This is a genomic window from Vibrio agarilyticus (genome assembly GCF_012641465.1).
GTDB classification, from domain to species: Bacteria; Pseudomonadota; Gammaproteobacteria; order Enterobacterales; family Vibrionaceae; genus Vibrio; species Vibrio agarilyticus.
On record NZ_JABAIK010000004.1, the window covers coordinates 196,576 to 220,888 of the forward strand.

The window sequence follows — 24,313 nt, forward strand, 5'->3', positions numbered from 1 at the left end:
TATGATAAGAAACCCTTCGGCCAGATTACGCCATCGAGCAGTAGTGACACAGGAAAGTTCAGTTCAATGCAACATTTCTCCCGCACCCTATTAGCGGCCTCTATCAGTACCGCCTTACTGGCAACGCAAGCGCTCGCCAATACCTCTAAGCCCGTTTCGGATAGTGCATCATTGCCGCCAACGGATCAATGTATGATGCAAGAAGGTGCGGCAGACAATCAAGCGCCGATTGTGATCCAAGCGGATCATTTGCAAGCCATAGGCAATGATAAGGCGATGTATTCCGGTGATGTTGAAGTCACTCAAGGCGCAAAACGCATTACCGCAGAAAGCATCACTTACCATCAAAATGAACAAGTTGCCATTGCCGAAGGTGATGTGTCGTTCACTGATGGTCAAGTGATGGCGCACTCTGCGCGCGTGACCAGTAATCTTGAAAACGACACGTTTGAGCTTGAAGATACTCGTTTTCATTTCCTTTGTGATCAAGGCCGGGGGAATGCCGCCTATGTGGCTAAGATCATTAGCCGAACCGGGCAACCAATTTACGAGCTAGAAGACGGGTCGCTGACATCGTGCCCTCCTGGGGACAACGCTTGGCAGATGGTCGCAGAAAATATTGAAATTGACCAAACTGAAGAGACGGCGACGTTCTACCATTCACGCTTTGAAGTGCTGGATGTGCCGATTTTCTATATGCCCTATCTGACACTTCCTGTCGGGGATACGCGCAAAACGGGTTTTCTGTTTCCGTCGATTTCATATGGCTCAAATGACGGTTTTGAACTGGAAGTGCCATTTTATTGGAACATTGCGCCCAATTACGATTTGACGTTTACCACCTTGTACATGTCACAGCGTGGCGTGAAATTTGATAACGACTTTCGCTATCTCACCGATGGCTACGGCATGGGTGAATTGAAAGTCGAATACATGCAGCATGATAAAAAATACCAACGTGACGACTCGCGCTGGGGTTATCAAATCAAGCACGATGGCATTATTGATAAGCAGTGGCTCGTCAATCTCGATTACTCACAAGTCAGTGATATTGATTACTTCCTCGATCTTCCTAGCGACATTGGTAATCGCGAAGATGGTCAATTGTTACAACAAGGTCGAGTGGCTTATCGCTCCCAGTTTTGGGATATGTCACTCATGGTACGTGACTTCCAAATTCTCTTAACTGAGGATAATCAGCCTTATCGCTTGCTGCCACAATTGGCATTTAATTACTATAGTCCGTTGTGGGATAACACACTGCGCTTTGACGTTCGCAGTCAAGCGAGCCATTTCGACACCAATGACGCAGACAAACCCAATGCGATGCGTCTGCATGTAGAGCCTGGGCTTATTTTGCCACTCTCTAACACATGGGCAGAATGGACAACAGAAGCGCGTGCTATGGCGACTTACTACCGCCAAGATCTCAAAGACAACGCGATGCTTGAACATCTCTATGACGAAACCGTGAACCGTTTTGTCCCTGAGTTTCGTTCGCACCTGCGCCTGCACCTAGAGCGACCGACCACCATTTTTGAAGGCTACACGCAAACGCTTGAGCCACAAATGCAATATCTGTACGTTCCTGATGAAAATCAAAGTCGTATTTTTAACTACGACACGACACTTTTACAAACGGACTACTACGGCCTGTTCCGCAGTCGTAAGTACAGCAGTATCGATAAAATTGCGCCGGCAAATCAGCTCAGCTACGGTGCTAGCACACGCTTTTTTGATGAAAACTATCGCGAGCGTCTCAATATTTCGTTTGGTCAAATTTACTTTATTGATACCAAGACCAAACTGAACCAAATCAATGATGATGCCTCCAACTATTCATCGTGGGCTGTGGAAGCGGACTTCAATTACAACGATATGATTTATTATCATGGCGGCGTGCAGTACGACATTGATCTCAAAGCGATGCAACTGGCCAACAGCACGTTGGAGTACCGCTTTGACAAAGGCTTTGTTCAAGGCAACTACCGTTACGTTACGCGCGATTACATTGCTGCGACCGTCAGCCCGGTTGGAGGCGATTGGTCACGCGTCACCAGTGATGGTATTTCACAAGCGGGGATCGTGGCCGCTTATGATATGAACCCTAACTGGTCATTTGCCGGACAATATTACTATGACTTGGTTGAGCACATTGACCTAGAATGGCTTGCCAGCCTTCGCTATCAAAGTGACTGTTGGTACATAGGGTTAACCTATGCCAACCAAATTGTCGGTTGGAATGATGAAGTGGTTGGAATTAACCATGGCAATCTCGACTACGAAAGTAACGTTAGCGTAAACTTTGGTATTCAAGGCTTTGCAACCAACAGCAAAGCGTATACCGCCGCGAAAGAGCTCGACAGCTCAGATAATGCGATCACCTATGGTCGCCCATTCTATCTCAACGATTAATTCAACTCGGCGCAGAGCGTCTGCGCCGAGCTATTAACTATGGAACACAAAATGAAAGCTTGGAAATCCCTCTTACTGGGTCTATTACTGGCTAACGGTGTGGTTGCCGCCCCGGTAGAACTCGATAAAGTGGCCGTGATTGTTAACGATGGCGTGATTTTGCAAAGTGACATTACAACCGCGCTGAAATCTCTTCAGGCGAACGCTAAAAAGCAGGGGCAAACCCTGCCTGAGCAAAGTGTATTGCAAGAGCAGATCCTTGAAAAACTGATCGTTGACGCGTTGCAAGCGCAAGAGGCGAAACGCATCGGGGTACGCATCGATGATGAGCGCCTCAATCAAACGATTGCGTCGATTGCTGAGCAAAATCAACAAACTTTAGCGCAGTTGCAAGCCTCACTGGCCAGTGATGGCATCAGCTACCCTGAGTTTCGCGAACAAATTCGTAAGGAGCTCGCGCTTTCTGAAGCACGCAACGCGCTTGTGCGTCGCCGAATCAACATCTTACCGGCTGAAGTGGACAGTCTTGCTGACGCATTGGCTCAAGAAACCAATGCTAACGTCCAGTACCAGGTACGCCACATTCAATTGCGTTTAGATGGCCAAGATAACGCGGCACTTGAGCAACAAGCGCAAGACATCATCACCAAATACAATCAAGGTGAGGATTTCAGCACGCTTGCTTACACCTATTCAAAAGGGCCGAAAGCCTTAGAGGGTGGCGATTGGGGTTGGTTGCGCAAAGAAGAGATGCCGACCATTTTCGCCGATCAAATTACCACACAAGGTAAAGGGGCTTTAATTGGTCCGTTCCGCAGTGGCGTGGGTTACCACATTCTGCTTATCGAGGATGTTCAAGGTATGGAAACAGTTGCGGTTACCGAAGCCAATGCGCGCCATATTTTGATCAAACCGTCGGTGATCCTCAGCGATGAGGGGGCGAAACAAGAGCTCAATGAAATGATCCGCCAAATTAACGCTGGGGAAGCAACCTTTGGCGATCTTGCCGCTCAGCACAGTCAAGATCCCGGTTCAGCCGCGCGTCAAGGCGAGTTAGGTTATCAAACGCCAGATCTTTATGTCCCTGAATTCAAATACGTGGTCGAAACCCTGCCTGTTGGCACCATTTCTGAACCATTCAAAACCGTGCATGGCTGGCACATTGTTGAAGTGCTTGACCGTCGCCAAGTGGATCGCACGGATGCAGCAATGAAAGATCGTGCTTATCGTTTATTGTTCAACCGTAAATTCAATGAAGAAGTTGACGCGTGGCTGCAAGAGCTTCGCGCCGGCGCCTTCATTGAAGTCCTTGGAGATAACCCCGATGCGCGTTAAACGATTAGCCATCACGGCAGGAGAGCCTGCTGGCATTGGCCCTGATCTCGTTCTCGCATTAGCGCAGCAATCATGGGCACACCAGTTGGTGGTCATTGCTGACAAATCGCTATTAACCCAGCGCGCGAAACAGATCGGTATTGAGGTTGACATCATCGATTATGATGCTCACGCCAAAGCGATGCCAGCACGCGCGGGCTGTCTCGTGGTTGACCATATCAGCATGGATGCCCCCTGCATCGCGGGCGAATTAAATGAAAATAACGGCCATTACGTACTGAAAACGCTCGAACGCGCGGCTTTGGGCTGTATGGCCGATGAATTTGATGCTATTGTCACCGGCCCGGTACACAAAGGGGTTATTAACCGTGCTGGCGTTGCCTTTAGTGGTCATACCGAGTTTTTCGCAGAAAAATCCAACACACCACTGGTGGTTATGATGTTGGCGACAGAAGGTTTGCGAGTTGCGCTAGTCACAACCCACATTCCACTGGCGTACGTTTCAAAAGCGGTTACCGAAGAGCGATTGGAAATCATCATTGAGATCCTTCATCGTGATTTAGTCACAAAGTTTGCCATTGCTCATCCGACGATTTACGTCTGTGGTTTAAATCCACATGCGGGTGAAGATGGCTGCCTTGGCCGTGAAGAAATTGAAACCATCACGCCGACCTTGGAGCGCATTCGCCAAGAAAAAGGCATCAACTTAATTGGACCACTGCCAGCGGATACCATTTTCAACCAGAAATATCTTGAGCAAGCCGATGCGGTTCTCGGGATGTATCACGACCAAGTTCTGCCTGTGCTGAAATACAAAGGCTTTGGTCGTTCAGTAAACATTACTCTTGGTCTACCCTTTATTAGAACATCGGTAGATCATGGCACCGCATTAGACTTGGCAGGCACTGGAAACGCTGACTCGGGTAGCTTTGTCACTGCACTCATGCATGCGATTGAATTAGTAGAGAATAAACAATGAGAAATGATGTCCATTTAGGACACAAAGCGCGAAAACGTTTTGGCCAAAACTTCCTCAATGATCCTTATATTATTGATGGCATTGTGTCATCAATTAACCCAAGACCTGGGCAGAATTTGATTGAAATCGGTCCCGGTCTTGCGGCAATTACCGAACCTGTGGGTCGCGAAGTGGATCACCTAACCGTGATCGAACTGGACCGAGACTTAGCAGAGCGCCTACGCAACCATCCAGAACTGGGCAGTAAGCTGACTATTTATGAAGGTGATGCAATGCGGTTTGATTTCAACCAATTGGTGAAACCAAACAACAAAATGCGCATTTTTGGTAATTTACCATACAACATTTCGACGCCATTGATGTTCCACCTTTTTGAATTTCATAAAGACATTCAAGACATGCACTTTATGTTGCAAAAAGAAGTGGTCAATCGTTTAGCGGCAGGTCCGGGTAGTAAAGCTTACGGCCGTTTAACGGTTATGGCGCAATACTACTGTAAAGTGGTTCCGGTTTTGGAAGTGCCACCAGAGTCATTTGTGCCACCACCAAAAGTTGACTCTGCCGTCGTACGCCTTGTTCCGTATGAAGAGTTACCTTACCCAGCTAATAACTTAAGTTGGCTTGAGCGTGTCTGCCGTGAAGGTTTTAACCAGCGCCGCAAGACCGTTCGTAACTGCTACAAATCTCTGCTGAGTGTGGAAACGCTAGAAGAGCTTGGGATCAACCCAGGTATGCGACCAGAGAATTTGACCTTGCAACAATTTGTCGCCATGGCCAACTGGCTTGACGCGCATCATCAGTAACGTCACTCGCAAAGCAGGCTTCGGCCTGCTTTGCTTTTTAGCATAAGGAGCATACATGGACAGCGTGCAACCTTGCCTGAAAATTCAAGTGCATACTAAATACATTCCCGAACAATCCGAGCCTGAACAACAGCGCTACATTTTTGCCTATACCATCACTATCAAAAACCTCAGCCAAAGCGATGTACAGCTGCTTAGCCGTTATTGGCTTATCACTGACGCCAACAATAAAAAAATGGTCGTTGAGGGTGAAGGCGTGGTAGGCCAAAAGCCTTTGATTCACGCAGGCGATGAGTACACCTATACCAGTGGCACTGCCATTGAAACCCCACTCGGTGTCATGCAAGGCCATTACATTATGCAAGATCCGCGCGGCAACGAATTTGTTGTTGAGGTTGATCCGTTTCGTTTGGCGATGCCAAATATTTTGAATTAGTTGGAGTCCATGTGGCGACTTATCTTGTTGGTGATCTTCAAGGCTGTCTTGATGAATTACAATTGCTCCTTGCGCGAGTCGAGTTTGATCCGGCACGCGACACTCTATGGCTAGTAGGTGACTTAGTCGCACGAGGCCCAAAATCACTTGAGACGTTGCGTTTTATTTATGGCTTAGGTGAGAGCGCCAAAGTGGTGCTTGGCAATCACGATCTACACTTGCTCGCTGGTGCTTACGCCCATGGTCGTGTCAAAGAGAAAGATCGCACCGCTGCGATATTCAGCGCGCCAGATAAAGCGTGTTTACTTGAATGGCTGCGTGGTCAGCCCCTTTTGCAAGAGCACGATGACTTTGTCATGTGTCACGCAGGCATTAGCCCTCTATGGGATATCGCGACCGCGAAACATCACGCCAAACAGGTTGAAGCCGTGCTACAAAGTGAGCGCTTACCTTGGCTGCTTGATAGCATGTACGGCAATAGCCCGGCATTATGGAGTGACGATCTCAATGAGCTAGATACGCTTCGCTATACCATTAACGCCTTTACTCGTATGCGTTTCGTATTACCAAACGGCGCACTGGATATGCACTGTAAGTTACCGCCTGATGAGGTCGATAGTGAACAATTCTGCCCATGGTTTGATTGGCCACAACGCAAACCGCTGGATAAAACAGTCGTCTTTGGTCACTGGGCTGCGTTAAGTGGCATTGCTCGCACTGATGTTATTGGGCTCGATACGGGGTGCGTTTGGGGCGAAGTTATGACAATGCTTCGCTGGGAAGATAAAGCCATATTTACTCAAGCGGCGCTCAATTAACGCCCTTTTTTGAGCGGTTAACTGGCTACCCACTGATGACACATTACTCTTTGTTCCAAATGGTAAAGCGCATGTTATATGCGTTTTTTTCATCGGCTGAATAACACGACTCAAAGGTCTGCTCAAAATGTTCATCCCATTGCGGGAACTGAGTATCCCCGCCAATATTGGCATCGATGAACGTCAAATAGAGGCGTTTGGCCAAAGGCAAACACGCCTGATAAATCGCGCCGCCACCGATCACCATTACCTCGTCGACAGTTCCTGCAGCAATCAAAGCCGCTTCAATGCTTGTTACCACGGTGACACCGTCAATATGACGCTCTGGATCACGGCTTATCACGATATTATGGCGACCGGGAAGCGCGCGGCCAATCGAATCGTACGTTTTGCGTCCCATAATCACAGGTTTGCTCATCGTACACTGCTTAAACCACGCGAAGTCGGCGGGTAAGTGCCATGGCATTTGATTATCCAAGCCGATGACACGGTCATGAGCCATTGCCGCTATCATACTGATGATCATGGGTTTTCCTTATAATTAAACGATGGGTCTGCGGCGGTAGAATAGCAGTCCTGGCATCGCAAGGCCAATTGCAAGCCCCGCAATAATAAACATCGCTTTGAGAAAATTTTCCATACACAGCGCAATTAGCTCGGGAGAGTACCCAATATGATTAATCTCAACCATCGCAATCATTGCCTTAAAAGCATACACGCCGGGAATCATCGGGATCATAGCCGCCACAGTGAACACTTTTGGGTGCGCCAATAACTTGTGCGACCAATGCACGCCTATCATTCCCACGATAGTCGCGGCAAAAAACGTCGCCCACTCAATCGGGATCCCCAGATGCATCATTGCATAGCGACTACCATGACCGAGTGCACCACCCACAGCGCAATAGATTAAAGCGCGTTTTGGCACATTAAACACCAAAGCAAACCCCACCGCAGGAACCGCGGCAAACAGCATGTCGTTTATCAGGCCGAATAAAAATTGCATCATTACCCCATCCATCCCCAAACGCCGGTGATCCCCATCGCGCCAACAATACCCAGACACGTCGCCAAGGTTAATAAACTGGCCATCACAAACCGAGCAATTCCCATATTGGTGTGCCCTTTCAGCATATCGGCAACAGAATTGATCAAAGGAAAGCCTGGGACCAGCATCAAGACTGAGGATGCCATTACTACGGTTGGCAAATTGCCAATATTAAAAATCACCGCTTGAGTTGAAATTAACGTTGTGACAAACGCCGTCGCGGCAAAATTGACCAGAGGATTAAAATGTCGATGGCCAATCTCTTGGCGCACGATCATGCCACACGCCGAGGCGATAAATGTCATCAGAAACACGGCCCAGTCACCTCCCGCCAAGCGACTAAAAGAGGCACAAGAGAGGCCAATCATAGCCACTACCAACCATCGGTTATAGCGTTCGGGGCTTATCGCATCTAATTTGGCCTTCGCCATACTTAGATCCAAAATCCTTTTTTCCAATAAAATGCAGATCCGCTGGATCTCCGTCACCACTCGCATGTTGATCCCACGATCCGCGCAGCTTCGCGTGGTCGTAATGCAGTGGCCTTTCATTACCGTCGTGACAACCAGAGCGTCCGCAGAAAGTGCAACCTCCACTTCATCGACGCCACACGCTAAGCCAACACGCCGCATAATACTACTGACTAACGCACTCTCTGCACCATGCGCAAGAAGCATTTGCCCAGCTTGGGCGACTAAGCGCGATATCGCTCTTTGGGTTACTTCCATGTTTCAACCTTTCACCAAATTCTTGACGCTATTTTGCCTGAAATTGCAGCACGGCCCCAATGTCTCAGCACAAAAAAGCCGCAATCATAGATTGCGGCTTTAAGCAGTTAATGCGGTTTTCGACGTTTATTGGACCGAATTATTCACGAACATAGATAACGTGACCGTCATCTTCTTCATCGTCCCAATCATCCCAATCCTCGTCATCTTCATCGATAACATGAGCACCGGCTATGGCGTCTTTGTGGTAATCATCCCACATGAAGTCGACTTTCTCTTCTTCGCTCAGCGCTTCTTCTTCGCGAGGTAAGTTTTCCATGAACTCGGCTAAGTCACGGCAAAGCTCTTTGGTCCCCTGCTTATTGACCGCTGAGATCTTGTAGTACTTCTCTTCCCAACCTAGCGCATCAATGACGTTTTGGATCACTTCATCGGCTTCATCTTCAAGCAATAAGTCGGTTTTGTTAAAAACCAACCAGCGCGGTTTGTCTGCCAGTTTTTCACTGTATTGCTCAAGCTCATCTAAAATCGTCAACGCATTTTGCACAGGATCGCTGCCATCAATCGGCAAAATATCAATCATATGCAGCAAAACACGACAACGTTCAAGGTGCTTCAAGAAGCGAATACCAAGACCGGCTCCTTCAGCAGCACCTTCAATCAAACCAGGAATATCGGCAACAACAAAACTCTTTTCCGGTACCACACTAACAACACCAAGGCTTGGAATAAGCGTGGTAAATGGGTAATCCGCCACTTTTGGTTTTGCCGCAGACACTGCACGAATGAACGTCGATTTACCTGCGTTTGGTAAGCCCAGCATACCAACATCGGCAAGCAGCAATAGCTCAAGACGCAACTCGCGAATTTCACCCTTGGTGCCCAATGTTTTTTGGCGTGGGGCGCGGTTTACCGACGATTTGAATCGCGTGTTACCCAAACCGTGCCAGCCACCTTTGGCAACCATGGCTTTTTTGCCATGCTCAGCCACTTCCGCCACAATTTCATTGGTATGAATGTCGACCGCACGCGTACCCACTGGCACTTTCAATACTTTGTCTTTACCACGCTTACCAGTACAGTTGCCGCCTCGGCCATTTTCGCCGCGTTCTGCTTCGTAAAAACGTTGAAAACGGTAATCAATCAGTGTGTTGAGGTTTTCATCTGCAACAATATAAATGTCGCCACCATCACCGCCGTCGCCACCATCTGGACCACCTTTAGTGACAAACTTCTCACGCCAAAAGCTGACAACGCCGCTACCGCCATCGCCCGCTTGAACTTTTACCACAGCTTCATCAACGAACTTCATCTTTTACTCCGACTACTTGCGTGTCAATCAACAATCACTACATTTTAGCAGATGACAGAGGCGAACTCCCAGACCACTGTTCGCTCGAAACACGAGTAGATACTCGCCTCTATCGACTGCTCGAATGCACCCCATCCCGTTGGAGCCACAAGACAATTAATAATAAAAAACCCCGCCGAGTAGGCAGGGCTTTTAAATTCAGCTAGAAACCAGTTCTAAGCGTAAAGTGAGAATTACTCAGCTTCGATGCTTACGAATTTACGGTTTTTAGGACCTTTCACTTCAAACTTAACTTTACCGTCAGTTAGAGCGAATAGAGTGTGGTCTTTACCTAGGCCTACGTTGTTACCAGCGTGGAATTTAGTACCACGTTGACGAACGATGATGTTACCTGCAAGAACAGATTCACCACCGAAACGCTTAACACCAAGACGTTTGCTTTCTGAATCGCGGCCGTTACGAGTAGAACCACCAGCTTTTTTGTGTGCCATTGTTAAACTCTCCTAATCGATTACGCGTTGATACCAGTGATTTTCACTTCCGTGAACCACTGACGGTGACCTTGTTGCTTACGAGAGTGCTTACGACGACGGAATTTAACGATTTTTACTTTATCGCCACGACCGTGTTGTACAACTTCAGCTACAACTTTGCCGCCCTCTACTAGAGGAGCACCAACTTTAATGTCGTCACCGTTAGCAACTAGAAGTACGGTATCGAACTCGATAGTTGCGCCAGTTTCAACGTCTAATTTCTCTAAACGAAGAGTTTGACCTTCGCTTACACGGTGTTGTTTACCACCAGATTGGAAAACAGCGTACATATTTTACTCCGCTTTTTCCGCACAGCCTGCATACAAATTGAGCTAGGGTGTGCGCTAAACTAATCATCAATAGGGCGCAGATTCTACAGAAAGGATGCCCCTATGACAAGCCATATTTTGAAAAAATTGGCGAAAAGCTAATCGCCAAAGAAAAGTGCCGCAATCATGCCCTTAAGCCATGTATTTATCAACGTTTTTTAGTGTATTATTCGACAATTATGCGAATCGAATAAGCCTTGCAGGGTCTAACTTCAGCCGGATACACAATGGATTTTAAAACTATCCAAGCGCTTACTGCCGACGACATGGCAAAAGTGAATGAAACGATACAGGCACAGCTCAACTCTGAGGTGTCATTAATTAACCAACTTGGTTTTTATATCATCAGCAGTGGTGGCAAGCGGATCCGCCCGCTACTTGCGATCTTGTCGGCACGCGCACTCGGCTACCAAGGTGAACAGCACACCATGGCTGCGGCTTTTATTGAATTTATTCACACGGCAACGCTACTTCACGACGATGTGGTCGATGAGTCCGATATGCGCCGTGGAAAAGCAACCGCGAATGCCACTTTTGGTAACGCAGCCAGCGTGTTAGTCGGAGATTATATTTACACTCGCTCGTTTCAGATGATGACAGAGCTTGGCTCAATGAAGATTCTGAAATTAATGAGCGAAGCGGTCAATGTGATTGCCGAGGGTGAGGTTCAGCAATTGATCAATTGCAATGATCCCGATACCACTGAAGCCAGTTATATGGCGGTGATCTACTCGAAAACGGCGCGCCTGTTTGAGGCAGCAACTCAAGTCGGTGCCATTTTAGCCGGAGCCAATAGTGATGTAGAACTCGCACTACAAAACTATGGCAAATATTTAGGTACGGCATTCCAATTGATTGACGATGTGATGGATTACACCGCCGATGGCAAAGAAATGGGTAAAAACGTTGGTGATGATCTCGCCGAAGGAAAGCCAACTCTGCCACTGCTGTACGCCATGCGGCATACGAATGACGAAAATGCGGCCATGATTCGTCAAGCGATTGAACAGGCCAATGGCCTTGAAAAGCTTGATGATATTCTGGCAGTTATGGCTGAAACGGATGCGCTGACTTACACTACCACGCGCGCACAATATGAAGCCGATAAAGCGATTGCAGAGCTCGCCGTGCTTCCCGACTCGCCATACAAAGAAGCGTTGATCACACTCGCTCACATGGCCGTACACCGCTCAAAATAAGATAAAAAAATAGCCGATCTTGAGATCGGCTATTTTTTCACTCGAATGCGAAATCATCACTTGGCAGCAAATTCAACGCCAATGTCGATGTCTTTATTAAGTGTTTCCAGCATGCCATCCAGCGCTGCCTTTTCATATTCACTCAATTCACCGTAAGGCAATACCGCTTCGATACCCTCTTTGCCCAATTTTACTGGTTGCGCAAAGAAAGGCGCGTGCTCGCCAGCGCCTTCAACATAGGCATATTCGATCACGCTTTCATCACCTTGCAAGGCTTTAACCAACGCGAGGCCAAAACGGCACGCAGCTTGTCCCATAGACAAGGTCGCAGAGCCGCCACCCGCTTTAGCTTCAACCACTTCGGTTCCTGCGTTTTGAATTCGAGTCGTTAATGCTGCAACTTCTTCGTCGCTGAATGTCACGCCATCAACTTGTGACAATAGCGGTAAAATAGTAACGCCAGAGTGACCACCAATCACAGGCACTCGAACTTCACCAGGATCTTTGTCTTTAAGTTCTGCGACAAAGGTTTCGGAACGGATCACATCCAGAGTCGTTATGCCAAACAACTTACGCTTGTCATACACACCCGCTTTTTTGAGAACTTCTGCCGCGATAGGTACGGTGGTATTGACTGGGTTAGTGATAATGCCAATACACGCCGTTGGGCAGACTACCGCGATTTTTTCGGCCAATGACTTAACAATGCCCGCATTGACGTTAAACAGATCCGAGCGATCCATGCCAGGTTTACGCGCGACACCGGCAGAAATGAGTACCACATCGGCCCCCTCGAGCGCTGGAGTGGGATCTTCTCCGGCATAACCTTTGATCCGCACCGGCGTTGGAATATGGCTAAGATCCGCGGCAACCCCGGGGGTCACTGGAGCAATATCGTAAAGGGCTAAATCTGAACCCGCTGGAAGGCGGTTTTTCAATAACAGGGCCAGTGCCTGACCAATGCCACCTGCGGCACCGATAACAGCAACTTTCATGTCATTCTCCTTTTGAGAGTTAATCTCTTCTAATCGTGGTAGGTACCCGTTTTTAAAACGTTCTAATAAGAAAAACTATCGAACTTACATCCTGATTACAATCAGGCAACGTCAGCTTTGCGACCTTGCGCAAGTCAAAATCTGCGTGCTACATCAAACTTATTGATTCATAGGGTGATTATGCCACAAGCGTATCCATTCATCTCCGCACTAAATAAATGGACATCTATGCAACAATTTTTGATTAATATTTGCCCACCAAAGTGATCTTTTCGACAGAACATCATCATCATTTGGCGCATATTGCATATCTATGCGAAACTATACTCAAACAACTTGAAGATGCAGGTGGGCGACCAACGAGCAAAGCCTCTGAGCACTTCGTGAACATAGATAAACGATGTGATGGGTTTTGTGAATGCAAGCCAGCACCGCTCAAACTTCAAGTCGGACAGGCATATCATTTCCATATGATGAAATAAGAGAAATCACGCCCTATGCGTAGTTCAGAAAAACAAGACAACCTGGTACGTGCCTTCAAAGCATTACTGAAAGAAGAGCGCTTTGGCTCTCAAGGTGAAATCGTTGACGCCCTCAAATCAGAAGGCTTTGACAGCATTAACCAATCCAAAGTCTCACGTATGCTGACCAAATTTGGCGCGGTACGTACGCGTAACGCCAAAATGGAGATGGTGTACTGCCTTCCGGCAGAGCTTGGCGTTCCCACCGTCAGTAGCTCATTGCGTGAATTGGTGCTTGATATCGACCATAACAATGCGCTCGTCGTAATTCATACCGGCCCAGGCGCGGCGCAACTTATCGCTCGCTTACTCGACTCACTCGGTAAGTCTGAGGGGATCTTAGGGGTTGTGGCTGGTGACGACACGATTTTTATAACGCCTACGCTAGCGGTTTCAAGTAAAGAGCTATTTGACTCCGTTTGTCTACTGTTCGAATACAAAGGCTAACCTCGATACCCGCCGAGTTTACTGTAGTACTAAAAATAATGACCACTCAAAAGGTGGTCATTATTTTTTCGAGAAAGCCGCTATTTGACGCGATAATTAAACTCGAACGCCTTCCGCCTCATTACGTTGAGCTACCTCGTTGTCTAGTGCCATCAACTTTTGTTCCATGAGATCGCGACATTGAGTTGCGAGTTTGCGCACATCCTCTTTGCCATAACCATCAATGCTCACAGGAGGCAACATCTCGACGATAACATGGCCGTTATTCCAACGATTTAACTTAATATTACCGGTTGAACTGCACACAATTGGAATAATGGGGACTTGAGCGCCAATCGCGGCATGAAACGCACCGGTTTTAAACGGCAATAGGCCTCGACCTCGTGAACGCGTTCCTTCTGGAAACATCCATACCGAAACATCGCTTTGCTTAATGCTTGCCACCACTTGGTCAATCGTGCCTTTCGCTTTGGCCTTATTGGCACGATCAATCAAAATATTTCCAGATAACCAATAGAGCTGACCAAACAAAGGCAGCCAGGCAAGACTCTTTTTCCCAACCGTAACCACCTTCGGCGTTACTGCGCCTGAGACAGTAAAAAGATCCCAGTTATTTTGGTGATTGGCGATGTAAATATGCTGACCACGATGATACGCATCCGGTGGTAAACGAAATTCAAGTTTGATACCAAAAACGCGCGCCATTTTGGCAAATTGACGTCCAAAGGTGAACACGTGTTTGGGATTGCGTGGGCTTAGCAAGCAGTAACCACAGCCAAAGACAAACATGAAGATAGCAAACAGTGCTACCGCCACCAAACGCAGCAGGGCAATCATTTAGACTCCAAGTGGCACTTAGGCCAAAGGTAGTAAAGTAACAAAAAACGAGCGTAATATGCCCTAACGCAACGCCAAGTGATTGGGGGATCTCTTTTTATTGCAAAGCAAAACGATGCAATAAAAAGAATCAAACTTGCCACCATAACACCGACGTTCAAACGAACAGGCATATCTTGAACAATGCTCTTAATTAAAGCGATTAATTTTCGTCGCGAAAACGTTCAATATTGGCGCCTAACGCCGCCAGTTTGTTCTCAATACGTTCATAACCACGGTCAATGTGGTAAATACGATCAACAATGGTTTCGCCTTTGGCAATACAGCCAGCAATGACAAGACTTGCCGAAGCTCGTAGATCCGTTGCCATCACCTGCGCGCCGCTTAACGTATCGACATCACCACAAATCACCGTATTACCTTCGATTTCCGCTTTGGCTCCCATACGCATCAATTCAGGAACGTGCATAAATCGGTTTTCAAAGATGGTCTCCGTGATCACACCACCACCTTTCGCCATCATGTTAAGCAAAGTAAATTGCGCCTGCATGTCGGTCGGAAAACCAGGGTGTGGCGCAGTACGAATACTGACCGCTTTCAACTCACGCCCCGTCATATCTAGTGAAATCCAATCGTCACCAGAGTTGACAAGCGCTCCGGCCTCTTCCAATTTGGCTAACACAGCTTCCATCAGGTGAGCATTGGTGTTTCGACACACCACTTTTCCGCCAGAGACCGCTGCCGCAACCAAAAACGTGCCCGTCTCAATACGATCGGCAACCACGCTATGACGACCACCACCAAGGCGTTCGACCCCTTCAATGGTGATCGTATCGGTGCCTGCACCGGAAATTTTAGCCCCAAGCGTATTAAGAAACGCCGCGGTATCCATAATTTCTGGCTCGCGCGCCGCATTGTCCAACACTGTGGTGCCTTGCGCTAACGTCGCGGCACACATCACGGTGATCGTGGCGCCGACACTGACTTTGTCCATGACAATGTGCGCGCCTTGCAATCGACCCTCGACTTCCGCTTTCACATAGCCATCTTCAAGGGTGATTTTTGCCCCCAGCTGCTCAAGGCCAGTAATGTGCAAATCAACCGGACGCGCACCAATCGCACAGCCACCGGGTAACGACACTTGCCCTTGGCCAAAACGCGCCACCAAAGGCCCTAACGCCCAAATAGACGCGCGCATGGTTTTAACTAAATCGTATGGAGCGCAGAACTCATTAATTGTACTCGGATCCACATGAACCGAACCGTTGCGGTGCACCTGCGCACCGAGGCGTTTCAGTAATTCCATCGTGGTGTCAATATCACGCAGATGCGGAACATTGGCGACTTCAACTGGCGCTTCTGCCAAGATTGAAGCAAATAAAATCGGCAGGGCGGCATTTTTGGCCCCAGAAATGGTCACTTCACCACTCAGTGGTGTCTCAGACCCAATGACTCGAAACTTTTCCATCATTCAACCTTACAACGACATCAGTTTCTTATCACGTGCCCATTCCGCTGGCGTCAGCGCTTTGATTGACAGCGCATGAATATCATTACGTTGAATGTATTCCATAAGAGGGCCGTAAATCAGTTGTTGTTTTTTAACGCGGCTCATGCCATCGAAACAGGCATCAACAGCCACGACTTCGTAATGGCTACCTTCACCTTTCACATGAACTTCTTCTAAGTTCAACGCTTGCTCAAGGAGTTGTTGTACTTTGGCACTATCCACAATCTTACCTCTGATAATTCTGTATGTGGTCGGCGACCAACGACTCGACATTACTCAGCTGGAATAACGTACCCAGTTGCGTCGGTACAAAACGCAGCATTATATGACAGTTTTGTCTTTTTGCATGCTCAATTAAGTGGATCAAAAACGCCATTCCCGCAGAATCGACCCTTTCAATTCCACCAAGATCACAATTTGCATCATTGGTTCGGCACACCCAAGCCTGCAATTTTGGCCACAAAGTGGCGACACTGTGGCGGTCGAGCGCGCCAGCAAGGGAAAGGTCGCCATTGCCATCGACGTGCCACTGCGTTTGACTCATTAGTCTTTACTCTCAAATTTGATCGGCTGCGCCGCTTGTTGTTCAAGCGTCTTCGCAACAGCTAAAATTCCTTTTTGACGAATCTCACCATTCCACTCTGACTGCTTACTAGAAAGCAAACTGATGCCCTCCGCCACCATATCAAAAGCCAGCCAATCGCCATTCTTTTCTTTACGCAGCTTAAATTCTAAAGAAATATTGGGGCGTGGCGCATCGATGATGGTCACTTTGACACTGGTGATCCGTTTGTTTGGGTCTAATTTTGCCATTGGGGCAAACTCGACTTGCTGATCAGTGTATTGGGTCAGCACTTGGGCGTAAGCGCTAATAAGATAATCACGGAAGGCGTTAATAAAGGTGCCCACTTCGGAGCGATCCGCCCCTTTTAAATTAGTGCCCAGCACTTTCAGAGCCGCGTATTTGTAATTGACATACGGCATGAGCTCTTGCTCAACAATCGTTTTCAGCAAATTGGGATTTTGCCGAATTTGGGCTTGATCGGCTTTAAGACGCGCAAACGTCTGCTGCGCAACTTGTTTCATCATCACTTCAGGGTTGGTTTTATCCACCGTTGCGGCAAAACTGGTACTGGCCAAAAACAAACTGCTGACACACAGCATACGAAACAGAGAAACGAGACGCTTTAACATAACTTACTCCTCATTTGATGATTCAGAGTTGCCTACGCTGTAGAGCACCTGACCTATCAAATCTTCTAGAACTAAAGCGGACTTTGTATCTTCAATGCGATCACCATTGACCAACATCTGTTCATCATCAAAGACAAACCCCGGCACCAGTCCAATGTATTGCTCACCGATCAGGCCAGAGGTCAAAATCTCCAGACTTGATGTTTCCGGAAACTGATCGTACTGACTGCTGATGGCCATTGTTACCGTCGGCAACAGACTCTGCTTATCAAGCTCAATCGCCGTCACACGTCCAACGACCACACCACCCACCTTTACTGGCGAACGCACTTTTAGGCTACCGATGTTGTCAAATTCCGCGTGTAAAGTGTAAGTATCGCTGGAACCAAAACTCTTTACGTCAGCGACTTGAAAAATCATCACTAAAATGGCGCAAATTCCGGCGAGGACAAACGTACCAACCCACAGCTCGATTTTACGTGTTTGTTGCATCTTAATTTCCAAACATAAGCGCGGTCAGGACAAAGTCTAATCCTAAAACCGCCAAAGAAGAATGTACGACTGTGCGAGTCGTCGCACGACTGATACCCTCAGAAGTCGGAACCGCGTCATAACCGTTAAATAACGCTATCCAAGTCACCGTGATCGCAAAAACGATACACTTAATCGCGCTATTGCCGATATCACGACCCAGCTCAACCGACGACTGCATGGCTGCCCAAAAACTGCCGTGGTCGATCCCCTTCCAATCAACCCCCACTAACTGGCCGCCCCAAATGCCGACGGCCATAAAAATCATGGCTAACAGTGGCATTGAGATAAGCCCCGCCCATAGGCGCGGTGCGATCACACGCTTTAATGGGTCAACGGCCATCATTTCAAGACTTGATAACTGCTCAGTGGCTTTCATTAAACCGATTTCAGCAGTTAAAGCCGAGCCCGCTCGCCCAGCAAACAAAAGCGCGGTGACCACAGGCCCCAACTCTCGAAGCAACGATAACGCGACCATTTGGCCTAGGCTCCCTTCGGCGCCATAATCAACCAAAATCACATACCCTTGCAAACTCAGCACCATACCAATGAACAGGCCCGATACCACAATAATTGCGAGCGACTGGACGCCGACGTTATATAACTGCTGGATCAATAGAGGGACACTTTTTTTCGGACGTGGCAAACACGCCAACGCGCCCAACAGCATTAAGCTGGCGCGCCCGACTGAGCGGCATTTTGCTAACGTACGATGGCCAAAAAAGACCAATCCGTTCGTCACTCGATTCTTCACGCTATTTTTCACAAAACAGATCCTTGTCTATCGGCTCAGCAGGAAAACGAAACGGCACAGGACCATCGGCATTTCCTTGTAGAAATTGCACGACTCGAGGTTCTTGACTCAAACGCAGTTCTTCCGGCGTGCCTTGAGCAATGATTTTGCCATCCGCCAGAATGTAAGCCCAATCGGCAATACTCATCACCTCAGGAACATCATGCGATACCACAATCGACGTAATCCCAAGAGCTCGGTTCAAATTGCCAATAAGCTCCACCAGCACACCCATAGTAATGGGGTCTTGTCCGACAAAAGGTTCATCGTACATGATGAGTTCAGGATCCAGTGCAATTGCTCGAGCCAAAGCGGCACGCCTTGCCATACCGCCAGACAGTTCACTCGGCATCAGGTTGGCTGCGCCTCGTAAGCCGACCGCTTCCAACTTTAATAACACCAGAGTATGAATTAAGGATTCGGGGAGTTCAGTATGCTCACGCAGTGGAAAGGCGACATTGTCAAAGACAGATAAATCAGTGAATAACGCCCCAGATTGAAACAGCATGCTCATTTTTTGGCGAGCGTCATAAAGCTTACGCCGAGACAATTGAGGAATGTTGTCGCCATCAAACCAAATGTCCCCATGCTCTGGCAGTAACTGGCCACCAATAAGTCGCAGTAGTGTGGTTTTACCAATGCCAGACGGCCCCATAATGGCGGTAATTTTACCTTTGGGTACGCGCAGATTGATATCATCAAATATCACGCGATTACCGCGAGAAAATGTGAGATGGTTTATCGTAACCAGATCATGATTGGGCATAGTGTCTCTATCAACTCGGTCGCCATTGTCTTAAGGTTTCGGCGATATTGTACGCAATCATAAGCAGTTCAATCTCAAATTAAAAGCACTGTTCAATTAAAATGTTTCCTACCGTGTCATTGAATAATCAATAAAAAAGTATTAAATCAATCCAGTTCATCGGGACACTATCCTTGCTTACGGCCCCACACTCGCGCTCGATAGACTCTCATTTCATCAAAGAGTTCCCTTACCGACTCTTTTCTGCGGTTATCGAACGCAGTGGCTCAAATTGACGCAGTGTGTTGACTAAGTTGCAATTTGTTAAGGTGCCGTCTTCCCTTTTTGAGATCAACACGTCACAATTGGCAGTTAACTGGCGTTCTCGCCGCTATCTTCTCACGCTCATTGACATTTTCAGGAACGCTCATGCTCGTCGCCACTTCGCTGCTCATTGTTGGTCTTATATTGTTGGTCTGGAGTGCAGATAAATTGGTCTTTGGATCGGCCGCTCTTGCGCGCAATATGGGAATTTCCCCCTTAGTTATAGGTATGACCATTTTGGCTATGGGCTCTTCGGCTCCCGAAATGATGGTTTCAGCCACCGCGGCATTGGATGGCAATACTGACACCGCCGTTGGGAATGTCATTGGTTCTAATATCGCCAACATTGCCTTTATTCTCGGCGTAACGGCACTCGTAAAACCTCTTGCGATTAGCTCTGCCGTGGTGCGTCGAGAATTGCCGCTGATGCTTGCCGTAACGGTATTATCTGGTTTGCTGCTGTGGAACAACTTCCTCGGTTTCTATGAAGGCGTGTTGCTACTACTATTTTTTGCTGCATTTTTGATCATCATGCTCAAAGTGAGCCGCAGTGAACAACCAAACGGCGATCCATTACTGGAAGAGCATGAGGCCGAAATCCCTCAAGGTGTTAGCAATGGCAAAGCGGCATTTTGGGTCGTTGTGGGTTTGATTTTTTTACCTATCGCGGCAAGCCTGCTGGTTGATAATGCGGTGATCATTGCGCGAGCGCTCGGTATGAGCGATCTGGTTATCGGCCTAACCATCATTGCTGTTGGAACCAGCTTACCAGAATTAGCCGCATCACTGGCTGGCGTACTTAAAGGTGAAGATGATATGGCGGTAGGCAACGTTATTGGCTCTAACGTCTTCAATATTTTGGCCGTTATGGGATTGCCTGCGATCATCAACCCGTCGGCGTTAAGCCCACTGGTAATGGAGCGTGACTTTTGGGTCATGTTAGCAGTATCTCTGCTGCTCGCGTTTATGGCGCTGGGCAAGTCACGTCGCATCTCTCGCCTTGAAGGGGGGATTTTGGTGCTCTGTTTTATTGGCTATATCGCATATCTATTGATGAATATGGCAGCATAACGCGCCACCGTATTCGCAGGAGTATTATTGATGTTCGACTCTTCTTTTGATTATTGTGCGGCTGGTAAAGCCGTGCTGCAGACCGAAATTGAAGGCTTGCAGCAACTCAGCCAATATATCGATGCGCAGTTTGCCGCCGCTTGTGAGCTCATTTTGCATAATAAAGGTAAAGTCGCGGTAATGGGGGTTGGAAAATCCGGCCATATTGGTAATAAGATCGCCGCAACTCTTGCCAGTACAGGCACATCAGCTTTTTTTGTCCACCCAGGTGAAGCCGCTCATGGCGATTTGGGCATGGTCGAACCCAATGACGTCGTCATCGCAATTTCAAACTCTGGCGAAGCCAGTGAGATTTTGGCGCTTTTTCCTGTATTAAAAAGACAGAAAATTCGCATCATTAGTATGACGGGAAAACCGACATCATCCATGGCAACTTTGGCTGACATTCATTTGCAAGTCAGCGTGCCAAAAGAAGCCTGTCCGCTCGGTTTGGCGCCCACCAGCAGCACCACAGCTGCGCTTGTCATGGGGGATGCGCTTGCAGTCGCCTTGATGCAATCTCGCGGATTTACCGCCGAAGATTTTGCGCTCTCCCATCCGGGCGGCGCCCTAGGCCGTAAATTGCTGCTTAAGCTGAGCGATATCATGCACACCGGGGTCAAACTGCCTAAAGTCGCACCAAGCGCATTGATCAAAGATGCGCTTTTTGAAATTACGCAAAAAGGGCTTGGTATGACCGCTATCGTCGATGACAACGAGCAATTACTTGGCATTTTTACCGATGGCGATTTACGCCGCCTGCTTGATGGGCGCATTGATATTCATCACACCACGATTGGCGACGTCATGACGCCAAATCCAACAGTTGCCCACCCTGATATGCTTGCGGTTGAAGGCCTAAACCTGATGGAAGAGAAAAAAATTAATGGCTTGATGCTCTGCGTTGACGGGCGCCTTATCGGCGCGCTCAACATGCACGATTTATTGCGCGCGGGGGTAATGTAATGACAATCTTAGTCGATACACTGTATGGCCCTGTCGAATCTGATATCGTGGCGATCGCCAAAGAGATCCAACTGCTCATCTGTGATGTTGACGGCGTCTTTTCCGATGGGCTCATTTATATGGGCAATCAAGGGGAAGAGCTAAAAACCTTTCATACGCGAGATGGCTATGGCGTCAAAGCACTGATGAAAGCCGGTGTTGAGTTGGCTATCATTACTGGACGTCAATCAAATATTGTTGAGAATCGTATGAAGGCACTTGGTATTTCTCTGATTTATCAGGGCCAAGACAATAAAATGGTCGCTTATCAAGATATTTGCCAGCGCCTTAATATTGCCCCCCAGCACGTTGGTTATATTGGTGATGATTTGATTGATTGGCCGGTTATGGCACAAGTTGGCCTAAAGGTGTGTGTGGCCGATGGGCATCCGTTGCTACGGCAAAAAGCCAATTATGTTACGCAGATCAAAGGCGGTCACGGCGCCGTTCGCGAAGTGTGCGATCTCATTTTACAAGCGCGAGGTGAGCTTGAAGCCCATCAAGGGCTTAGCATATGAGCGGCGAGCGTCTGACAACGCTTGCACTGCTGTTATTGGTTTTAGGGCTTGCGTATTACCTTTACCTCGATGAGCCAGATGCACCGCTCTCAGCATCGCCCAGCCAAGAGCTGCCGATTTTTTCTGGTGAGCAATTACGCAACACGAGCTATGACTCAATGGGTGTTCGAAATTATCAAATTACCGCGCAAAATTTGGCCCATTATGCCAGCAGCGGCGATACTGAATTTCAGCAACCAACGCTGTCTATATTTCATGATGGCGCCACAGAGGAGTGGCGTGTGTCGGCAAAACGCGCCGTTCTCGATGACGCGCAGCAATTAACCCTGTACGATAATGTGCAAATGCAAAATCTGCTGCCAGATGCAGGGTTTACCACTATGGTAACCGAGGTATTGGTTATTGATCTTACGACTCGAGATTTTCATGCAGACCAACCAGTGATGCTGATTGGTCCATTATTTGAAACCCGCGCGCAAGCGATGAAGGGCAACCTCAGAGCAAATCACGCGACTCTCTATGATAATGTACAAGGTAGATATGAAGTCGATACACCTTAGTTTATTAGCCTTGGTGCTCGCAGCGCCGTCAGCGCTGGCATTGAAGTCTGATACAGAGCAGCCTATCTACATCAATTCTGACTCACAGCAGTTAGATATGAAAAGCAACCAAGTGATCTTTGCTGGCGATGTATCCTTAAAACAGGGCAGCATCGACATCAGCGCCGATCGCATTGTTGTCACGCGCAGCGCTCAAGGCGAAGCAATAGAAAAAATTGAGGCTTTTGGCAAGCCAACCCATTTTTCACAGTTGCTTGACGACGGTAAAACCCTCTCGGCGCAAGCGGATACGCTTGAGTATCAAATTGTTACCGATGAGTTGACGATGCGCGGTAATGCACAACTGGCTCAAGAGGGCAATGTGATCAAGGGCTCTATGATACGCTATCAAATTGAGCAGCAAAAACTGATCGCTGATGGATCTCAAAATGAGCGCGTCACCACCATCTTGCAACCTAACCAGCTTGAGAATCAGTAATGGCGGTGTTGAAAGCGGCCAACTTGGCCAAAAGCTATAAAAAACGAAAAGTGGTTACCGATGTGAGTCTGCAAGTGGAGTCCGGTCAAATCGTCGGCTTGCTTGGTCCAAATGGTGCAGGAAAAACCACCTCATTTTATATGATTGTCGGCCTTGTTCCTCGCGATGCAGGTACTATTTCAATTGATGACAACGACATCAGTATTTTGCCGATGCACAGTCGCTCACGGTTAGGGATCGGCTATTTACCACAAGAAGCCTCCATTTTTCGCAAACTGTCAGTCGAAGATAACATTATGGCGGTGCTGCAAACTCGCCAAGAACTGACCCACGAAGAACGCCAAGACAAGCTAGAAGATCTGCTTGAAGAATTTCACATTCAGCACATTCGTCATAGTGCTGGTATGGCGCTCTCCGGTGGTGAACGACGCCGAGTGGAAATCGCTCGAGCATTAGCGGCCAACCCCAAATTCATTCTGCTCGATGAACCCTTTGCGGGCGTTGACCCTATTTCGGTCATCGACATCAAAAAAATCATTGTTCACCTGCGTGATCGTGGGCTTGGCGTCTTAATTACCGATCATAATGTTCGTGAAACGTTGGATGTGTGTGAAAAGGCGTATATAGTCAGCCAAGGCCGTTTAATTGCCGAGGGAACCCCGGAGCAAGTTCTCAACAATGAGCACGTAAAACAAGTTTATCTCGGCGAACAATTCCGACTATGATTAAATCGATGTCGACCAGATGCTAGGTATAACAAGGTAAGACAATCTGAATGAAACCGTCACTTCAGCTCAAACTTGGGCAACA

Annotated in this window: 29 protein-coding genes; 14 read left to right on the forward strand and 15 right to left on the reverse strand. The window is 47.9% G+C overall.

Features of this window, described 5'->3' with window-relative positions:
• Positions 1–66 precede the first annotated feature (66 nt).
• Genes lptD through HGP28_RS05650 form a run of 6 tightly spaced genes read left to right on the forward strand, consistent with a single transcriptional unit; the run spans position 67 to position 6,786 of the window.
• The gene (gene lptD / locus HGP28_RS05625) at positions 67–2,415 is read left to right on the forward strand and encodes an LPS assembly protein LptD (RefSeq protein WP_168835481.1); all 2,349 of its coding nucleotides are present in this window, start codon (positions 67–69) and stop codon (positions 2,413–2,415) included.
• Between the two features lie 51 nt (positions 2,416–2,466).
• Positions 2,467–3,750 (forward strand): peptidylprolyl isomerase SurA, encoded by a 1,284-nt coding sequence (surA, locus tag HGP28_RS05630; protein WP_168835482.1) that lies wholly within the window; start codon positions 2,467–2,469, stop codon positions 3,748–3,750.
• Complete coding sequence (gene pdxA, locus HGP28_RS05635; protein WP_168835483.1) at positions 3,740–4,729, forward strand: 4-hydroxythreonine-4-phosphate dehydrogenase PdxA; 990 nt, start codon at positions 3,740–3,742, stop codon at positions 4,727–4,729. The genes surA and pdxA overlap by 11 nt, the downstream gene beginning before the upstream one ends.
• Positions 4,726–5,532, forward strand: a complete 807-nt coding sequence (gene rsmA / locus HGP28_RS05640; RefSeq protein ID WP_168835484.1) for a 16S rRNA (adenine(1518)-N(6)/adenine(1519)-N(6))-dimethyltransferase RsmA — start codon at positions 4,726–4,728, stop codon at positions 5,530–5,532. Before pdxA ends, rsmA begins: the two co-directional genes overlap by 4 nt.
• A gap of 55 nt (positions 5,533–5,587) precedes the next feature.
• Positions 5,588–5,968, forward strand: coding sequence for a Co2+/Mg2+ efflux facilitator ApaG/CorD (apaG, locus tag HGP28_RS05645; RefSeq protein ID WP_168835485.1), 381 nt, complete (start codon positions 5,588–5,590; stop codon positions 5,966–5,968).
• A gap of 11 nt (positions 5,969–5,979) precedes the next feature.
• Complete coding sequence (locus tag HGP28_RS05650) at positions 5,980–6,786, forward strand: symmetrical bis(5'-nucleosyl)-tetraphosphatase (RefSeq protein WP_168835486.1); 807 nt, start codon at positions 5,980–5,982, stop codon at positions 6,784–6,786.
• A gap of 43 nt (positions 6,787–6,829) precedes the next feature.
• Here the strand turns inward: HGP28_RS05650 and folA are convergent, their stop codons facing one another.
• From folA to rplU, 6 genes are all read right to left on the reverse strand, one after another.
• The gene (gene folA, locus HGP28_RS05655; RefSeq protein ID WP_168835487.1) at positions 6,830–7,312 is read right to left on the reverse strand and encodes a type 3 dihydrofolate reductase; all 483 of its coding nucleotides are present in this window, start codon (positions 7,310–7,312) and stop codon (positions 6,830–6,832) included.
• A 15-nt stretch (positions 7,313–7,327) separates the two neighbouring features.
• Positions 7,328–7,792 carry a threonine/serine exporter family protein gene (locus tag HGP28_RS05660; RefSeq protein ID WP_439333837.1) on the reverse strand — a complete coding sequence of 155 codons (465 nt, stop codon included), beginning with the start codon at positions 7,790–7,792 and terminating at the stop codon, positions 7,328–7,330.
• Positions 7,793–7,794: 2 nt separating this feature from the next.
• Complete coding sequence (locus tag HGP28_RS05665) at positions 7,795–8,562, reverse strand: threonine/serine exporter family protein (protein ID WP_168835489.1); 768 nt, start codon at positions 8,560–8,562, stop codon at positions 7,795–7,797.
• A gap of 139 nt (positions 8,563–8,701) precedes the next feature.
• The gene (cgtA, locus tag HGP28_RS05670; protein ID WP_168835490.1) at positions 8,702–9,874 is read right to left on the reverse strand and encodes an Obg family GTPase CgtA; all 1,173 of its coding nucleotides are present in this window, start codon (positions 9,872–9,874) and stop codon (positions 8,702–8,704) included.
• Between the two features lie 233 nt (positions 9,875–10,107).
• Positions 10,108–10,365, reverse strand: coding sequence for a 50S ribosomal protein L27 (rpmA, locus tag HGP28_RS05675; RefSeq protein ID WP_004401772.1), 258 nt, complete (start codon positions 10,363–10,365; stop codon positions 10,108–10,110).
• 20 nt (positions 10,366–10,385) lie between these two features.
• Entirely contained in the window at positions 10,386–10,697 is a 312-nt protein-coding gene (gene rplU / locus HGP28_RS05680; protein WP_168835491.1) for a 50S ribosomal protein L21, read from the reverse strand.
• 266 nt (positions 10,698–10,963) lie between these two features.
• Between rplU and ispB the strand changes: the two genes are divergently transcribed.
• Positions 10,964–11,935, forward strand: a complete 972-nt coding sequence (gene ispB, locus HGP28_RS05685) for an octaprenyl diphosphate synthase (RefSeq protein WP_168835492.1) — start codon at positions 10,964–10,966, stop codon at positions 11,933–11,935.
• Positions 11,936–11,991: 56 nt separating this feature from the next.
• Here the strand turns inward: ispB and mdh are convergent, their stop codons facing one another.
• Positions 11,992–12,930, reverse strand: coding sequence for a malate dehydrogenase (mdh, locus tag HGP28_RS05690; protein ID WP_168835493.1), 939 nt, complete (start codon positions 12,928–12,930; stop codon positions 11,992–11,994).
• Positions 12,931–13,427: 497 nt separating this feature from the next.
• Between mdh and argR the strand changes: the two genes are divergently transcribed.
• Positions 13,428–13,898 carry a transcriptional regulator ArgR gene (gene argR / locus HGP28_RS05695; RefSeq protein ID WP_168835494.1) on the forward strand — a complete coding sequence of 157 codons (471 nt, stop codon included), beginning with the start codon at positions 13,428–13,430 and terminating at the stop codon, positions 13,896–13,898.
• Between the two features lie 96 nt (positions 13,899–13,994).
• Here the strand turns inward: argR and HGP28_RS05700 are convergent, their stop codons facing one another.
• The 8 genes from HGP28_RS05700 to mlaF all read right to left on the reverse strand — a co-directional run bounded on the left by HGP28_RS05700 (position 13,995) and on the right by mlaF (position 19,529).
• Positions 13,995–14,735, reverse strand: a complete 741-nt coding sequence (locus HGP28_RS05700) for a 1-acylglycerol-3-phosphate O-acyltransferase (protein WP_168835495.1) — start codon at positions 14,733–14,735, stop codon at positions 13,995–13,997.
• Between the two features lie 202 nt (positions 14,736–14,937).
• Positions 14,938–16,203 (reverse strand): UDP-N-acetylglucosamine 1-carboxyvinyltransferase, encoded by a 1,266-nt coding sequence (gene murA / locus HGP28_RS05705; protein WP_168835496.1) that lies wholly within the window; start codon positions 16,201–16,203, stop codon positions 14,938–14,940.
• 9 nt (positions 16,204–16,212) lie between these two features.
• Complete coding sequence (gene ibaG, locus HGP28_RS05710; protein WP_168835497.1) at positions 16,213–16,467, reverse strand: BolA family iron metabolism protein IbaG; 255 nt, start codon at positions 16,465–16,467, stop codon at positions 16,213–16,215.
• A gap of 4 nt (positions 16,468–16,471) precedes the next feature.
• Positions 16,472–16,789, reverse strand: a complete 318-nt coding sequence (locus HGP28_RS05715; protein ID WP_168835498.1) for an STAS domain-containing protein — start codon at positions 16,787–16,789, stop codon at positions 16,472–16,474.
• The gene (locus HGP28_RS05720; RefSeq protein WP_246225596.1) at positions 16,789–17,409 is read right to left on the reverse strand and encodes an ABC transporter substrate-binding protein; all 621 of its coding nucleotides are present in this window, start codon (positions 17,407–17,409) and stop codon (positions 16,789–16,791) included. The genes HGP28_RS05715 and HGP28_RS05720 overlap by 1 nt, the downstream gene beginning before the upstream one ends.
• 33 nt (positions 17,410–17,442) lie before the next feature.
• Positions 17,443–17,931: an outer membrane lipid asymmetry maintenance protein MlaD gene (gene mlaD / locus HGP28_RS05725; RefSeq protein WP_168835500.1), complete on the reverse strand. Its 489-nt coding sequence runs from the start codon at positions 17,929–17,931 to the stop codon at positions 17,443–17,445.
• Position 17,932: 1 nt separating this feature from the next.
• A complete protein-coding gene (gene mlaE / locus HGP28_RS05730; protein ID WP_439333838.1) occupies positions 17,933–18,712 on the reverse strand; it encodes a lipid asymmetry maintenance ABC transporter permease subunit MlaE in 780 nt (259 codons plus the stop codon).
• A 13-nt stretch (positions 18,713–18,725) separates the two neighbouring features.
• Positions 18,726–19,529, reverse strand: a complete 804-nt coding sequence (mlaF, locus tag HGP28_RS05735; RefSeq protein WP_168835501.1) for a phospholipid ABC transporter ATP-binding protein MlaF — start codon at positions 19,527–19,529, stop codon at positions 18,726–18,728.
• Between the two features lie 408 nt (positions 19,530–19,937).
• Here mlaF and HGP28_RS05740 point away from each other — a divergent pair, with 408 nt between their 5' ends.
• Genes HGP28_RS05740 through lptB form a run of 6 tightly spaced genes read left to right on the forward strand, consistent with a single transcriptional unit; the run spans position 19,938 to position 24,228 of the window.
• The gene (locus tag HGP28_RS05740; protein WP_168835502.1) at positions 19,938–20,903 is read left to right on the forward strand and encodes a calcium/sodium antiporter; all 966 of its coding nucleotides are present in this window, start codon (positions 19,938–19,940) and stop codon (positions 20,901–20,903) included.
• A gap of 30 nt (positions 20,904–20,933) precedes the next feature.
• Positions 20,934–21,908 carry an arabinose-5-phosphate isomerase KdsD gene (gene kdsD / locus HGP28_RS05745; RefSeq protein ID WP_168835503.1) on the forward strand — a complete coding sequence of 325 codons (975 nt, stop codon included), beginning with the start codon at positions 20,934–20,936 and terminating at the stop codon, positions 21,906–21,908.
• Entirely contained in the window at positions 21,908–22,465 is a 558-nt protein-coding gene (gene kdsC, locus HGP28_RS05750; RefSeq protein ID WP_168835504.1) for a 3-deoxy-manno-octulosonate-8-phosphatase KdsC, read from the forward strand. Before kdsD ends, kdsC begins: the two co-directional genes overlap by 1 nt.
• Complete coding sequence (gene lptC / locus HGP28_RS05755; protein ID WP_168835505.1) at positions 22,462–23,025, forward strand: LPS export ABC transporter periplasmic protein LptC; 564 nt, start codon at positions 22,462–22,464, stop codon at positions 23,023–23,025. The genes kdsC and lptC overlap by 4 nt, the downstream gene beginning before the upstream one ends.
• Positions 23,006–23,503: a lipopolysaccharide transport periplasmic protein LptA gene (gene lptA / locus HGP28_RS05760; protein ID WP_168835506.1), complete on the forward strand. Its 498-nt coding sequence runs from the start codon at positions 23,006–23,008 to the stop codon at positions 23,501–23,503. Before lptC ends, lptA begins: the two co-directional genes overlap by 20 nt.
• Entirely contained in the window at positions 23,503–24,228 is a 726-nt protein-coding gene (gene lptB / locus HGP28_RS05765; RefSeq protein ID WP_168835507.1) for an LPS export ABC transporter ATP-binding protein, read from the forward strand. Before lptA ends, lptB begins: the two co-directional genes overlap by 1 nt.
• The last annotated feature ends 85 nt before the right edge of the window (positions 24,229–24,313 follow it).

Excerpts from the sequence above, each read along its gene's own strand:
- lptD (WP_168835481.1), top strand. The coding sequence starts at position 67 with ATGCAACATTTCTCCCGCACCCTATTAGCGGCCTCTATCAGTACCGCC.
- surA (WP_168835482.1), top strand. The coding sequence starts at position 2,467 with ATGAAAGCTTGGAAATCCCTCTTACTGGGTCTATTACTGGCTAACGGT.
- pdxA (WP_168835483.1), top strand. The coding sequence starts at position 3,740 with ATGCGCGTTAAACGATTAGCCATCACGGCAGGAGAGCCTGCTGGCATT.
- rsmA (WP_168835484.1), top strand. The coding sequence starts at position 4,726 with ATGAGAAATGATGTCCATTTAGGACACAAAGCGCGAAAACGTTTTGGC.
- apaG (WP_168835485.1), top strand. The coding sequence starts at position 5,588 with ATGGACAGCGTGCAACCTTGCCTGAAAATTCAAGTGCATACTAAATAC.
- folA (WP_168835487.1), bottom strand. The coding sequence starts at position 7,312 with ATGATCATCAGTATGATAGCGGCAATGGCTCATGACCGTGTCATCGGC.
- HGP28_RS05660 (WP_439333837.1), bottom strand. The coding sequence starts at position 7,792 with ATGCAATTTTTATTCGGCCTGATAAACGACATGCTGTTTGCCGCGGTT.
- HGP28_RS05665 (WP_168835489.1), bottom strand. The coding sequence starts at position 8,562 with ATGGAAGTAACCCAAAGAGCGATATCGCGCTTAGTCGCCCAAGCTGGG.
- cgtA (WP_168835490.1), bottom strand. The coding sequence starts at position 9,874 with ATGAAGTTCGTTGATGAAGCTGTGGTAAAAGTTCAAGCGGGCGATGGC.
- rpmA (WP_004401772.1), bottom strand. The coding sequence starts at position 10,365 with ATGGCACACAAAAAAGCTGGTGGTTCTACTCGTAACGGCCGCGATTCA.
- rplU (WP_168835491.1), bottom strand. The coding sequence starts at position 10,697 with ATGTACGCTGTTTTCCAATCTGGTGGTAAACAACACCGTGTAAGCGAA.
- ispB (WP_168835492.1), top strand. The coding sequence starts at position 10,964 with ATGGATTTTAAAACTATCCAAGCGCTTACTGCCGACGACATGGCAAAA.
- mdh (WP_168835493.1), bottom strand. The coding sequence starts at position 12,930 with ATGAAAGTTGCTGTTATCGGTGCCGCAGGTGGCATTGGTCAGGCACTG.
- argR (WP_168835494.1), top strand. The coding sequence starts at position 13,428 with ATGCGTAGTTCAGAAAAACAAGACAACCTGGTACGTGCCTTCAAAGCA.
- HGP28_RS05700 (WP_168835495.1), bottom strand. The coding sequence starts at position 14,735 with ATGATTGCCCTGCTGCGTTTGGTGGCGGTAGCACTGTTTGCTATCTTC.
- murA (WP_168835496.1), bottom strand. The coding sequence starts at position 16,203 with ATGGAAAAGTTTCGAGTCATTGGGTCTGAGACACCACTGAGTGGTGAA.
- HGP28_RS05715 (WP_168835498.1), bottom strand. The coding sequence starts at position 16,789 with ATGAGTCAAACGCAGTGGCACGTCGATGGCAATGGCGACCTTTCCCTT.
- HGP28_RS05720 (WP_246225596.1), bottom strand. The coding sequence starts at position 17,409 with ATGCTGTGTGTCAGCAGTTTGTTTTTGGCCAGTACCAGTTTTGCCGCA.
- mlaD (WP_168835500.1), bottom strand. The coding sequence starts at position 17,931 with ATGCAACAAACACGTAAAATCGAGCTGTGGGTTGGTACGTTTGTCCTC.
- mlaF (WP_168835501.1), bottom strand. The coding sequence starts at position 19,529 with ATGCCCAATCATGATCTGGTTACGATAAACCATCTCACATTTTCTCGC.
- HGP28_RS05740 (WP_168835502.1), top strand. The coding sequence starts at position 19,938 with ATGCTCGTCGCCACTTCGCTGCTCATTGTTGGTCTTATATTGTTGGTC.
- kdsD (WP_168835503.1), top strand. The coding sequence starts at position 20,934 with ATGTTCGACTCTTCTTTTGATTATTGTGCGGCTGGTAAAGCCGTGCTG.
- kdsC (WP_168835504.1), top strand. The coding sequence starts at position 21,908 with ATGACAATCTTAGTCGATACACTGTATGGCCCTGTCGAATCTGATATC.
- lptC (WP_168835505.1), top strand. The coding sequence starts at position 22,462 with ATGAGCGGCGAGCGTCTGACAACGCTTGCACTGCTGTTATTGGTTTTA.
- lptA (WP_168835506.1), top strand. The coding sequence starts at position 23,006 with ATGAAGTCGATACACCTTAGTTTATTAGCCTTGGTGCTCGCAGCGCCG.
- lptB (WP_168835507.1), top strand. The coding sequence starts at position 23,503 with ATGGCGGTGTTGAAAGCGGCCAACTTGGCCAAAAGCTATAAAAAACGA.